General features: G+C 41.3%; 11 protein-coding genes. 5 read left to right on the forward strand and 6 right to left on the reverse strand.

Going from position 1 to position 13,207, the window contains the following annotated elements; genetic code table 11:
• Positions 1 to 3: 3 nt before the first annotated feature.
• The 3 genes from EHS15_RS12370 to EHS15_RS12380 all read left to right on the forward strand — a co-directional run bounded on the left by EHS15_RS12370 (position 4) and on the right by EHS15_RS12380 (position 5,968).
• Positions 4 to 2,961, forward strand: coding sequence for an LIC11755 family lipoprotein (locus EHS15_RS12370; RefSeq protein WP_135760889.1), 2,958 nt, complete (start codon positions 4 to 6; stop codon positions 2,959 to 2,961).
• Positions 2,958 to 4,346 carry an LA_2168 family protein gene (locus tag EHS15_RS12375; RefSeq protein WP_135760890.1) on the forward strand — a complete coding sequence of 463 codons (1,389 nt, stop codon included), beginning with the start codon at positions 2,958 to 2,960 and terminating at the stop codon, positions 4,344 to 4,346. The genes EHS15_RS12370 and EHS15_RS12375 overlap by 4 nt, the downstream gene beginning before the upstream one ends.
• 65 nt (positions 4,347 to 4,411) lie before the next feature.
• Positions 4,412 to 5,968, forward strand: coding sequence for a phospholipase D-like domain-containing protein (locus EHS15_RS12380; protein ID WP_167884226.1), 1,557 nt, complete (start codon positions 4,412 to 4,414; stop codon positions 5,966 to 5,968).
• Here EHS15_RS12380 and EHS15_RS12385 read toward each other — a convergent pair.
• The 6 genes from EHS15_RS12385 to EHS15_RS12410 all read right to left on the reverse strand — a co-directional run bounded on the left by EHS15_RS12385 (position 5,965) and on the right by EHS15_RS12410 (position 10,343).
• A complete protein-coding gene (locus EHS15_RS12385) occupies positions 5,965 to 6,150 on the reverse strand; it encodes a hypothetical protein (RefSeq protein WP_135760892.1) in 186 nt (61 codons plus the stop codon). The genes EHS15_RS12380 and EHS15_RS12385 overlap by 4 nt on opposite strands.
• Positions 6,151 to 6,194: 44 nt before the next feature.
• Positions 6,195 to 7,433: an MFS transporter gene (locus EHS15_RS12390; protein WP_135760893.1), complete on the reverse strand. Its 1,239-nt coding sequence runs from the start codon at positions 7,431 to 7,433 to the stop codon at positions 6,195 to 6,197.
• Positions 7,434 to 7,484: 51 nt separating this feature from the next.
• Positions 7,485 to 7,913, reverse strand: coding sequence for a DUF3995 domain-containing protein (locus EHS15_RS12395; protein WP_167884227.1), 429 nt, complete (start codon positions 7,911 to 7,913; stop codon positions 7,485 to 7,487).
• Positions 7,914 to 7,921: 8 nt separating this feature from the next.
• Positions 7,922 to 8,902 (reverse strand): LBF_2017 N-terminal domain-containing protein, encoded by a 981-nt coding sequence (locus tag EHS15_RS12400; RefSeq protein ID WP_135760895.1) that lies wholly within the window; start codon positions 8,900 to 8,902, stop codon positions 7,922 to 7,924.
• Positions 8,903 to 8,910: 8 nt separating this feature from the next.
• On the reverse strand, positions 8,911 to 9,705 hold the full coding sequence (locus EHS15_RS12405) for a FecR family protein (RefSeq protein ID WP_135760896.1): 795 nt from the start codon (positions 9,703 to 9,705) through the stop codon (positions 8,911 to 8,913).
• A gap of 83 nt (positions 9,706 to 9,788) precedes the next feature.
• Complete coding sequence (locus EHS15_RS12410) at positions 9,789 to 10,343, reverse strand: NUDIX hydrolase (protein ID WP_425460644.1); 555 nt, start codon at positions 10,341 to 10,343, stop codon at positions 9,789 to 9,791.
• A gap of 121 nt (positions 10,344 to 10,464) precedes the next feature.
• Between EHS15_RS12410 and EHS15_RS12415 the strand changes: the two genes are divergently transcribed.
• Together EHS15_RS12415 and EHS15_RS12420 are read left to right on the forward strand one after the other, a co-directional pair.
• Complete coding sequence (locus EHS15_RS12415; protein WP_135760897.1) at positions 10,465 to 12,480, forward strand: ATP-dependent helicase; 2,016 nt, start codon at positions 10,465 to 10,467, stop codon at positions 12,478 to 12,480.
• Positions 12,480 to 13,175: a tetratricopeptide repeat protein gene (locus EHS15_RS12420; RefSeq protein WP_135760898.1), complete on the forward strand. Its 696-nt coding sequence runs from the start codon at positions 12,480 to 12,482 to the stop codon at positions 13,173 to 13,175. The genes EHS15_RS12415 and EHS15_RS12420 overlap by 1 nt, the downstream gene beginning before the upstream one ends.
• The last annotated feature ends 32 nt before the right edge of the window (positions 13,176 to 13,207 follow it).

Here is a 13,207-nt window from a genome sequence, read left to right on the forward strand (position 1 = left end):
AAGATGCGAAACAAAACCTTTTTCATTTTTATCTGTTTTTCTTTTTGTATGAAATCCGGTTCCGGCATTTCTCCCTGGATCTTGGATGGAGATGTTCCTTTGGAACGACCTCAATTTCTTTTTTTCTATGGAGCATCCGAACAAGAGGTTGTTCTTTCGGAAGAGAGGTGGATCGAAGGAGAATCTTCCTTTTGTATTTTATCCTTACCTAAATTTTTATTCGACCAAGAGTTAGGTGCTAAATTTTCGGTTTGTCTGCCCAAAGAGGAAGGGACTCTTTCTTTTTGGAAAGATACATTCGAACTTTTGGATTCTCCGGATACGACCAAGAGACTTCCAGAAGGCCAAGGAAAACTTTGGTTCTCCAAACATATATTGAGAGGACAGTGGGAAAGGGCAAATAAAGACAATTTGCCTTTGGATTTTTGGAAAGATAATTCCACTTCCGATGGGACTGTAAGTTTTGCACGTTTCGATTTGAGCGTTCCTGAATTTTATCATTGGTCCGACAACGAATGTGAAATTTTATTTCCCTCTAGAGTCGTCGCTACTTCTCCTTCTCAGAAAAAACTAATTTCTCTTCGTTTTGATTGTACAGGTTTTTCTTTTTTCAAAGAACAAATCACGGAGCAAAATGATCTTTGGCTTCGTTCTTGTGTCGCAGGAGACATTTCACTTTCGGAATCCTTCCGTCATACAGGGTCCGTTTACGAACGTTATTTGGAATGGGAAAATCCTTCCGAAGAGGTGATTTGTCCCGAATGGAACCGCATCGGTTTCGAGGAAGAGAACGATTTTGTTTGGGAAAACGGGGAAAGTTTTTTTCAGAATTGGAAGGATCGGCATAAAATCCTTCTGCCGGGGGCTCACATTGTATTCACCTCCAATCATAGAATTCAAGGGAGCTCTTTTAGTTCCCGTTTATGGGAAAAGATAGGAAGGCAAGGTAGATGGAAATGGAACGACTTAACTTTCGAAGAGTTCAGTTTTTCTTTTCAACAAGGAAACGATTATTTCTCATCCTCCAGGCAACCGGAAAGCTGTAGAAACCAATACAATTATTATATCACCAAAGAAACGTTTTGTGGAAACCCCGGTCTTCCTAACGATTTTTTCGGAGATCATTGGGAGAAAAAATATTCTTATCCTTCCTGCAAAACGGATCAGTTGAGATTGACCGAATTTTTTCCAGGAACCAGCGTAGATTCTCATTCTTTGGGTGCTTTCGTAGAGGTTTATAACAAAGGAGAGGATTGTGACCTTTCTTCCGTTACTCTTATTTATGAAAGAGATTCTTTTCCTCTTTCTGCGAAAGAACAAATAGTAAAACAAAATTCTTTTTTTCTAATCTCCAGATCTTATTGGGAAGGCTGGCCTTTTTTATCTATCGTTAAACCTCTTTCCACCAAACAGTTCAAATATCAAATTCCTGACCTCAAGTTAGCGGAAAGAAAGACGGGAAAAGAAGAGGTTTATGTTTCTCCGAACCATGAATTTTTGATTTTAAATCGAAACGGAGAAATCAATCGTTCCGTAACTTTCACAGAAGAGAAAAAACTTTTTCCTCATCCTGACGAGGAGACTCCCTTTTCTTTTTCCAATCGTAATTTGCAAATCAGTCCCGGATCTGGGACGAGAGGTTTTGGTGAAGGGGCATCTAAGAAAGAAATAACAGCGAAACTTTCCGAGCTTCTTTTGACAGGAACTTCCGACGGAAATTCCAATTCTTCCGAGCGATTTTTAGAATGGGAATCTTTTCCGGAAGAGGAAGGGTATGTTTCTTTTTCCGTTTCTGCTCCTGTATTTCGTTCCTTTCTCTTTTGGAAAGAGAAAGGAGAAAGATATAGTTTCTTATATTCAGGAAGACGATTTTGTTTACCGTTAGGTGGAATGGAATTGCCGGATGCCAGTCTCTCTGATTCCGATTTTGCAATCACTGTCAGAGATTCGGACGTTTCCTTCCCTTCTTGGAGAGAAGAGTTCTCTTATTGGAAATCGGACATTCATTCCGGTTTCACTCATCCGAATAAAAGACAAAGTATCATTCCGGAAGGTTTTCCTTTTGAAGTAAGTTTCAGCAGAAAGAGTGGGGAAACTTCCGGCTGCGAAGCTTTTACTTGGATGAGTCCCGGCCAAGAAAACAAAAAAGAGATGCGGGTGTTTCCCGTTTTTACCACTGACGGCAAGGAAGGAGTCAGAGAGGTAAAAGAATACAGATTTCTTTTCGAATGGGTCGGTTTGTTTACTTCTCATTTGGTTTCCGGAAATGTTTCTTATGAATTTCCTTTTTCCTTAACAAAGGAAGAAGGTTATCCCAAATTTGAAACGCCAAATATGAGTTCGGTGTCTCTGTTTGCTGAAGAGGAAATCATTTTCACCGATTGGAAAATTCCAGATCTGTTCTACCAAGAATCTTGGATCCATCGTTTGGGAGCACTTGTAATCGAAGGAGTGTATCCGAATCCGAAAGAGGCTCAAAATGAGTGGGTCTACATTTGCAACCGCTCTCATTTTCCGGAAGACATACGAGATTATACGATTGAAGACGAATCTTCTTCCGACGGGTTGGTTCCTTACGGCTTTCGTTTTCCAGGTCGAATTCCTAAGATTCGTAACCATTCCGATTTAGACTTACATTCTTCCGTCCTTCTTCCTGGCGCTTGTGCGTTTTTGGTCGATCCTGACGGAGACGATTGGTATTTTCCTCCTTTGATTCGTTCGGGGGATTTGCTTCTAACAATTGTCAGCACATCTGCCATTGGAAATGGAATCGGCTCCCAAGAGATGTTGGATTTGTATAAAATGGGAAATAGTAGAAAGATTCATGTTTCCACTTATGGAAAAAAAGGCAGCCTTTCTCCTTTTCGCATTCCTCTGGCTTCTTCCGAATATAGTTTGTTAGTTCCTGGGGTTATGGGCAATCGCGCTTCCGAATTTAAGGTTTATAGAGAGGAAGAATGAGAAAAATACTCCTCTTTCTTTTCTTCTTGAGTATGATTCGGGAAATATCTTCAGAGCCGGTGCGGTTTCGACCGGGGACTAGGATCATAGAAACCGCTTTGTTTTATGATCATCTAATAGGAAATAGATCTGAAATTCCCGGATGGTATTTGCGGGACGGATTTCCTGAATCAAAGGAGCACTCGAAAGATTATTTGAGTCGATCAACGGAGTCTTTGTATTTTTTGAATCTCTCTTACGATTCCACATTCGATTCTTTAGTGGTTCATTGGGATATGACTCTTTTGCATAGAGCGAGCGCATCCGAAAACGCTTTGTATTTGGGGAAAAATTCCTATTTGGGAGGACAGTTAGGTCATTGGTTTTTGGGAGTAGGTAAAAAGGAACATGTATCCAAATCATCACCATTTTATGGTTATACGGATGGTGGAGAGGGAGTTTTTATCGAAAGAGATTTTCATCTTTTGAAAATTCAAGTGTACTTATGGGATTATTACAGAGGATTTTCTATTTTAGAGAAAGAATACCTACGTCCCGATTTAATTTCAGGAATCAAGGAAGTTCCTAATTCTTCTCAGAGAAGGAGACATTCTTTCGGGTTGAGTTACGGTGAGAAGGAGGTTCTGCATTTTGGAATTCATTATTCAGAGCTTGGTTCTACTGGAAAATATTCCAGAGAAATCGAAAGAGAGGTAAGGGAAAAGGGAGGAGACGGAGATTCTGTGATCTCTGGTTCGTTAGGAGGTTTTTTCCCTTGGAACGGCTTTTATGTGACGGGTGAATTCTTATGGGCCAAAGGAACGGATCGCACTTACAGTAGATCCGTTGTTTCTTCCGGATCCCTGCCTATACAGGGAGAAGCTATTTCTTTCGGTTTGGGTTGGTCTGGAAACCAAATGGAAGTTCGGTGGTCCAATTTTCTCAACGATTCGGATCAAAGAACGGAAGAAAATCGTTATAAAAACATGGGTTATATAGGGATGGGAACCCATATAGGCTCCACATACTTTCTTTCTCAAATATTTCAAATTCATCCTTATGTTTGGATGGGAAACAACGGCTGGGAAAGAAGTAATACTATCTTGAGAGGGAGAAGTCCCGCTTATTATGGAGAAATTTCTTTCCAATGGAATCTTTCTCCCTTTCAGATTCGATTTTTCCAAGCCTATTATTTGCCTTATCTAGCTACCGGGAAATCGGACGGTAAGATCAGTTTCAAAAAGGAAAATTTCGAACCGTTCTTTCTTGCGGAATCTTCCTTCGATCTCAGTTGTCACTGGGAAGAAAAAGGAGAAATAGGAATGCTTTTGTCTCATGTATGGTCGACGGAAACGATTGCGATACGGGGAACGATCTTATCCGTTTACGGGAGGATACAATTTTGAAGAAATTTTTATCTTTGTTTTTCCTTTCGATTTTATCCGTTCTGCATTTTTCCTTTTGTCGGAATTTGTCCAAGAAAAATGAAGATTTTCCTTTATCTCTGCTTTTGGGTGAGCCTTCTCTTCAGTTCTATTTTTCCTTCCCTGGAAGGGATTCTCCGGAGGGAAGTAAGTTCTTCGTAAGAAGAAAGTTAGTCGATTTTCTGAATTCCGCCAAATACAGCATAGATGGCTTTGTATACAGTTTGAACGATCTGGACACTCTATTGACTCTCAGGAATGCGAAAAGAAAAGGTGTGAAACTCAATATCCAAGGAGACAAGGACCAGGACTACTCGGAGGCGGAGAAGTTGGGAATCTTTGTTTCCCCTTGGAAAGGAAGCGGTTTGCATCATACTAAAGTTTGGATTGCGGACGGAAGAAGGGCTTTTTTAGGAACAGGAAATTTCAGCGGGCATGGATTGATCCGAGATCATAACGTGTATTGGGAAACTGACGGCAGACAGGGAGAAGGGCATCGGCTTCTGGAATATTTGGAAGAAAAACATACCGATGGTATTTTGTTTTCCGGTCCTCAAACCTATCTTTTTGCACCCGAGGCAGGAAAACAAATTCAGGATAAAATGATTCAGGCAATCGAAAAGGCCAAATATAGAATCAGATACTTAATTTACACCCATTACGACCCTATTTTAAGTTATGCGCTGGTGGAAGCTTCCAAAAGAGGGATCCTTGTGGAAGGAATTTATAATGTTCCTGTAAACCCTGAAGGCAAAATGTTATCTAAATTATTGTCGCCTCCTTCTGCTATATATAAGGAGGGAAACGAAGATGTGGAGTATAAAAACGGAGTGTTTCGAGGAGGTTTGCTGCATCATAAAACCATGATCATCGATGATGATTTGGTATTAGTTGGATCTTATAATTATACTGTTTCTGCAAGAGATACAAATCGAGAGATTTTTACCGAGTTTAGAGGCAGATCCGCATTACTTGAATTTATTGGGGAATGGGAAAGAGTCAGAGCCAATAGTTCTCCTTATTTGGAGGAAGAAGAAACGGAGGAGGCGACCCAATATTTCGTTCATAACATTCGATCTCAAATTCCTACCTATCTTCTTTCCAGACATAAAGAAGGGAACTTGAGTTTTGATTCTAATTCTTCCGGTCTTGCCAAGGAGGTGGATGTGTCCGAATCCATCTTGAAAAACAATTCGGAATCGTGGAAGGAGTCCTCGGAAAGATATCAGACCATTGTCTTAGATCCGGGTGAGTTAGGTTTATTTTTAGTCTCCGATCCGGTAAGTATGAATGGCTGGTCTTTGGTAAATCGTTGGGATCGTTGTTCCTTCTTGTTTGCAGAGAGTTTGGAGACGAAGAAACTCCATCTTTGGGATGGAAAATCCAAACCTGTTGTTTACGAATCCATTTCTAAAAATGACTTCGATTTGAGTTTACTCACAAAGATGAGAACAGGAGAGTTTTGGATCGTTTTGGAAACCGATCAGGGGAATTTCCATCTCTGTTCCAAAAGGAAAAATCAGGAAACACCTAAATGGATTTTGTATCTAATGCAAAAGCAGATTCTTTCAGGAATCCCTGCTTCTTACTGCAGGGAGTTTTAGTCTAATTTGTCCTCTAAGATGGGAACCAAAATCCCTGCGATGTCATCGTGTAATTTCATGAAATTATTGATTCCTAAATGAGTGATCTTTGTGTTCACTTCGGTTAACATGGATTTGATTAACCTTTCCAATTCTTGTTTATGGCTGTCGTTCAATTTTGAATTATGTATGATGTCGCTCATATTCCCTCAAATCTATTCTTCAAACAATTTATTTCCATCATTTTTTAGAGCCATTCTTTCAGTTCCAATGACCCCAGTTTGGGTGCTTTTTTTGCTGCAATTGCTACCACAAGTAAGGTGATAGCCCCTCCCAAAACCACAGAAACTATGGGGCCGAAAGCTTCTGCGGTCACTCCCGATTCGAAGGAGCCGATCTCGTTCGACGAACCTATAAATATTTTATTAATGGCACTGACTCTTCCTCTCATATCTTCCGGAGTCATTGTCTGCATAATCGTGGAACGAATGACAACCGAAACACTATCGAAAACTCCGGAAAGGAATATCGCCGCAACAGAAACCCAGAATAAGGTAGAGATTCCGAAACAAATCATACAAAGTCCGAAGCCTATAACGCTTCCCAGAAGTAGTTTTCCCGATTTCTGCAAAGGAGGTTTGCGGGTCAGATAGAATGCCATAAGAAGGGCGCCTATGGATTGGGAAGCTCTTAGCAATCCCACTCCTTCCGGCCCTACATGCAATATGTCTTTTGCAAAGACTGGAATCAATGCTACGGCCCCTCCGAAAAGAACAGCGAACATATCCAACGCCATCGCACCTAACATAATTTCGTTGTTCCAAACGAATTTGATTCCTGCCGCAAGACTTTTAAATAAAGGTTCTTTTTCGTTCCTTTCAGGAAGAGGTCTTCTTTTGATGAGTAAAAATAAGAGGAAGGGAAGTCCGATGCAGACACAATCGAGTATGTAGGCGGCTTGAATCCCTGCCCATCCGTAAAGAATCCCTGCAAGGCCCGGACCTAGAACGGCTCCCGCTTGAAAGACCGTTCCCATCCAAGCGGCAGAATGAGGGTAGTGTTCTCTGGGAACGATTTGAATCACAAAACTAAAGATAGACGGTGAAATAAATCCTCTGGCAATCCCTGAAATAAAAATAACGAATAGGATGGGGTAGACACCGAATTTTTCCAATAGAAAGAAAAGAGGGCCTGCAAATGCTAGAAGAGAAGCAGAACAAAGAAACAAAAATCCCAGGCATATTAGAATGATGCTTTTTCTATCTTTGAGATCCGCCAAATGGCCCGCATAAAAAGAGACTATGATGGAGGGAATTGCCTCTACAAGGCCGACCAGTCCCAAGTCCAACATACTTCCCGTTAGGTCATAAATCTGTAACCCTACCACGGTCGCCTGAATCGTAAAGGCAAGGACCATAAAAAAGCGGGCAGCGATAAAGAATCGAAAGTCTCTGTGGCGTAAGATGGAAGTGGAGGGATTTCCCATAGTATAAAACCATGAAATCAACCGAACTCAAGCAGGCAAATCTTAGAGAATTTATTTTAAATAAATCAGAGCAAAGCTAAATAGGCTAACTGTCAGACAGAGAGGAGAAAATAATCTGTCGTCCCAATAAGAAAATAGAGTCCCTTTTTGGGTCTTGAAGAAACCTACATAACGAAATTCCCCGATGGATCTGAGGAAAAATACGGTTCCTTGGAAGATCATTCCATAATACAAAATAGAGGAGGGAATCGGTAAGGTGATGTTAGAAACGAAACTCTGCACCAAAAAAACACCAATGATAAAAACGACAGCCACCAGGAGAGTGGCGGCCAGTCCGGGAATAAAAAGAGGTCGATCGGAAGTTTCTATTTTGGGTAAAACCGCATCTTTGCCCCATTCTCCACCAAACCCCCAGTAAATGTGAATCCCTGCGATAAAGAGAAACACAAATGAGAGAAAGCTGGAAAGCAGTGAAACCAAGAACAGGATTATTTTTCTGTAGATCCGAATTTGATTTCGAAATCTTGAACTTCTTCCCGATTGCCTACTTTATCTACGGAATAAATCAACAAACGATAGTTGTTTTTACATTCCGAAAAACCGTCTCCTACTGAGATAGGAGAATCGTATTTCTTAAAGGAAGGATTAGATATACCTTGGCAAAAAAAGGAATAAAAACTATCTCCGCTACCGCTTCCTGAATCTACTGCTTGCAAAGAAATTTTAGTCGCAGAAGAAATGAATTTGGGAACATCCAAATTGCCTTGGTTCGGGTCGTTCCATTGAACGTTTGTTCTAGGTGCTTTTGTATCTTTGATGAACTGAATGGAGCGGATCGGTTCTTTGTTTCCTAGTAAATCAGTGGAATAGTATTCCAAATCGTATTCGCCTTCTTCTTGAAATGCGAGAGCTTGCCCGTCCGGAGTGGTTTGCCAATTGCCTCCGTTGATTCGATACTTCGTGCCAGCGATTTTAGTGTTCGTTTGTGCGGAAACATTCAACTTTTCTCTAGTGAGAAATCGGGAAACCGTTCCGGAATTGTTCGGAACCAAAACGAAACTGTCCGTATTCACAACGGGAGGATCGATTTTGGGAACTTCTTTTTTGACAACGACAACAGGCTTTTCTACTTTGTATTCGTTAGGAACGGAAAGAGGGGAGTTCGTATCTGCAGTTGTGGAATAAACTTGCGTCCAAAACCCTTTGGCTCCGAATTTTCCAATCCTTCTGACACGGAAAAAAACGAATTCGTCTTTCGGGTTTACATTGATTCGGTTCCCTTTGATGAAAATCACTTCGGGAACCGATTTAGTCACAGCATCATCTTCTCCCGGAGCTTCTTTCCAGAGTTCCAATTCGAAATTGGAATCTTCGGATGCATCGATGAGTATCCGAAGTTCTTTCTTAGGTTGAGACCAAATAACAGATGTAAGACAAAAAAAGAGAAAAAGAATCCCGATTCGTTTCATTCGATTCCTTATTCGGATTTAAGTCTTGGAGCTTCCGGAATTTGGTAAGGTTCAGCAGGAGCATTTCCTTTCTCTACGAAAGTCGCCATACCTTGTGTCAGTGCAACTGTTTTGCCTTCTGCATTCACATCTACCAAACCTTCGAAACAAGAAACCGTACTGTTGAGTTTCGGATCCAATTCCACTCTAAACTCTGTACCTCTTACACCCGCCGTAGAAGACGGAGTTACGATTGTTAGTTTGTAATCTTTCGGTTTTTCTTGAGACTTGTTTACTTTTGCATCCAAGCTTCCTTTCATTAAAGCAAGAGAAGCTGCGGAGTTCGGAGTTTCTTTTCCTCTAACTTCGAAAAGACTGTCATGGAAAACTCGAACTAGACCCACTTCGTTGATATGTAAATCAACTTTGCCTTTTGCACTCGTTCTGATTTGATCTTGTGCATGAAGTTCTTGACCCAATTTCAAAGTAGTCCAAGGACCAGTGCCACCAGCACCGTTCCATTCTACCGTACCCATTACGAATTCTGCAACACCTAGCACCGGTTTGCGGAGGAAAACGGGAACAGTGAGAGAGAGACCCGGTTTGATCAAATTTGGATTAGGGATTTTATTGAATTTCAAAAGTTCCGGCCAACGATTCGGATCGGAGAGGTGCCGTTTGGAAATGAGGGAGAGGTTTTCTCCTTTTTGTACGGTGATTGTAATCGGCTCTAGTTTGGGACCTTCTTCCGCGACTAAAGAAGCGGTAGAAGAGATGAGCAAGGAACCCAGAAACAAAAGGAAAGCGATTGTTTTGTTAGCCATAAATCACATTCTAGGGAAACAGATAAAAATTTCCAGCTCTTTCGTGGTTCCGGTGAATTTTTCCATTTGTATATGTACTAAACCTATGTGTCCCCGTATTTGAGGAAATACAAGCCTAACGCAGCGGCCATATGAGGATGATGGATGGTTCCGTTTTTCAAATACTCTTTTACTTCCTTGGGTTCGGCTAACAGAATTTCAATGTCTTCTCCTTCATCAAACTCTACCTCATCCGTCTTTTCCACTCCGGTCGCAATGTAAGAGTAGGACCAATTCGTAAACATAGCAGGATTCCCTGAAAACTTACTCAAAAGTTCGTAGTTTGCATCGGGTGCCGTGAATCCTGTTTCTTCTCTCAATTCCCTTTTGGCGGAGATTAGAGAAGCACCTTCCCCGGATTCATCTACGATCCCTCCCGGGATTTCCAGGCTGATTTCTCCCAATCCGTGGCGGAATTGGCGGATGAGTAGGATCTTTCCGTCTTTTGTAACAGGTACTACATTCACCCAGTCTTTCGATTTGAGAACATAATAGGTTTTCGTTTTTTGCACTCTGGGAAGTTCCATATCGAAGCTGGAGAGAGTGTAGATAGGTGTAGGATAGAGTTCTTTCCAGTTTTTTCTTTCGTGAATTTTCATAATCAAACAAAGCCTAAGGATTCCCTTGTTTCCCGGAAAGAGATTTTCCTTCTCCATTTTTCACTCGACCTAAGTCGGATTTTTCAAATTATGTCACTTACTTAGGACTCGGACTTATCTTATGAAACTCAATCCAGCACAAATGGAAGCCGTTCACACGGTAGAAGGGCCTCTTTTGGTTTTTGCAGGAGCTGGTTCCGGGAAAACCAGGGTCATTACCAATCGAATCGCGCATATGATCCAAGATAAGGATATCTCTGCGTCCAAGATTGTAGCACTTTCTTTTACGAACAAAAGTTCTGCGGAGATGGCGGATCGCCTTCGTAAAATGGTTCCCAGAGAAAAACTGAAAGGAATCATTCTTTCCACATTCCATTCCTTAGGACTTCGCATCCTCAAGGATCATATCACCAAACTAGGATATCACGAAACCTTTTTGTTGTTCAACGGAGGAGATCAGGAATCTTTCGTTTCCGAACTTTTAAAAATCAAAAAGATAGATCCTAAAAAAGTTCCTCCGAAAGAAATTCTAAGAAGAATCTCGTATGCAAAAAATACGATGGGGCTTTCTAAAAACGCATCCTTGGAAGTATCCGAAGAATTCGGACTCATTGCCCAGGAATTGTTTCCTATGTACGAAGAAGGTTTGAAGGAAAAAAATGCGATCGACTTCGACGATTTGATCCTGCTTCCCAAAAAACTTCTCTCGGAATTCCCTGAAGTGGCGGAAAGTTATCATAAAAAATACAAATACTTTCTTGTGGATGAATTCCAAGATACGAATCAACTTCAATATGAGTTTCTTTCCTTGTTTCGGGGAGCAAGCGACAATCTCTGTGTCGTAGGAGATGACGACCAAAGTATTTACGCATTCAGAGGTTCGAATGTAGAGCTGATCCTCAATTTCGAAAGGGAATTTCCTCATGCAAAGACGGTGCGTCTTTTGGAAAACTACCGTTCTACCACTCCTATCATCGTAGCCGCCAATTCCTTGATCAAAAACAACAAAGGCAGAAAGGAAAAGGAATTATTCAGCCGCATTTATTCTAATGAAAATGTAGAATATTATGAAACTGCGGATGAAAGAGAAGAAGCTATTTTTGTCGCAAGCCGCATCCAGTCGGTGATGATCAAAAACGAATTCCAAGGAAATGAGATCGCCATTTTGTTTCGCACTAATTTCCAATCCAGACCTTTTGAAGAAGAACTAAGAAACAGAAGTATTCCTTATAAAGTAGTAGGGGGATACAATTTCTTCGATCGTAAGGAAGTAAGAGACTGTATCTCTTACCTTCGTTATGTGGCCAACCCCAAGGATGATTATTCTCTCCTGCGAATCCTCAATTATCCGAAACGAGGGATCGGCCCCACTACCATCAACAAACTACAAGAAGAAGCGTATTCCAAAAACGTATCCTTATTCGAAATCTTTCATAAGATCATAGAAAATGTGGATTATCTGACAGAGGTGAAAACCAAGGTGCGTCAGGAAATCTATCATTTTGTGGAGCTGGTGGAGACATTTAAGAAGAAATTCGCACTTTCTCCCAAATTGGCCCCTGTACTGAAGGAAATGATCACTCAAATCGGGTTTGAGAGGGAGATTTCCTTGGAAGAGTCCGAGGAAAAGGTCATTAAGGCCAGAATTTACAATCTGAGCGAACTTGTGAACATGCTCTCCTATTTTGAGAGTGAGGAAAGGGAGTCCAAACCCAGTATTTTTGACTTTTTACAGAGATTAGCCCTTCTGATGGAGGATGACCCTAAAGAAGAGGAGAAGGACAGACGAGTCCAACTCCTCACAATGCACCAATCGAAGGGGTTGGAATACGATTTGGTGTTTTTAGTGGGTCTGGAAGAGGGAATTTTACCGAACTCGCGTGTTATAGAAGAAGGAGAAGTTGTCGATGAAGAAAGAAGACTTCTCTATGTCGGTATGACCCGTCCCCGTCGAAAATTATACTTGACCGCGGCTCGTACAAGACGCAAATTTGGTGAACAAATTGAGAGCGCCCCTTCTCGATTTATAGAAGAGCTTTCCCGGGACGTGGTTCTTTTTTTCCCTATGGAAACGAAGGATCGGGAGGCGGAAACACAGAATTTCCTTGAGGAATTAGAGAAACTGAAGGTAGGCTAATGAAACGACTTTACCCACTGACCCTATTTATAGTGTTGGCTGTGGCAATTGGAAACTGTGCGTCAACGGAAGACACCGTTCGCACCCAAGGTGGATCCCCTAAAATAAACACAAGCTCCCACCTTGCTCAAATCGAATCCATCGATTCGGAGCTAAAATCCAACCCAACTGACGAAACCAAAGCAAAATTATTACTGAGAAAAGGACGTTTGAACCTGGAGCTAGGTAAATACGACGAATCTATTTCCTCTCTCAATCAAATTTCTTCCCTAAAAAATGCGAATGTAAACAATTCCGAGTTAAATCTCTATTTAGGTAAGGCGCATATCGGTAAAAACCAATATGCGAAGGCAATTCAGCACCTGAACCAATCCGAAAAATTTGATAAAAACTACAATTCCGTGGAACGCAGAAAGTTAGTGGTTCAGTCCCTTATGGCTGAAAAAGAATACTACCATGTTCTTGCTGCTTTGACTAAGGCGTACCATAAAGGAAACCAAAAGAAAGACGAATTTTTCTATGAAACGGCAGCTAAGTCCTATCTAAAAATGGGATACGAAAGCAAAAGCATAGGTCACTACCAAAAAAGTCTTCAGGTAGCGAACCTTGGTTTAGAAGACTTCCCTGAGAATGAAACACTTCGTTCCATCCAAAAAGAATGTTTGGAAGTGCTTCAGCCGGAGGGCAAACTCTAATCCCGCTTGGAATTTCTGACTACCCTTAGATC

Origin of the sequence: Leptospira idonii (assembly GCF_004770995.1) — a bacterium.
Taxonomy (GTDB): Bacteria; Spirochaetota; Leptospiria; order Leptospirales; family Leptospiraceae; genus Leptospira_A; species Leptospira_A idonii.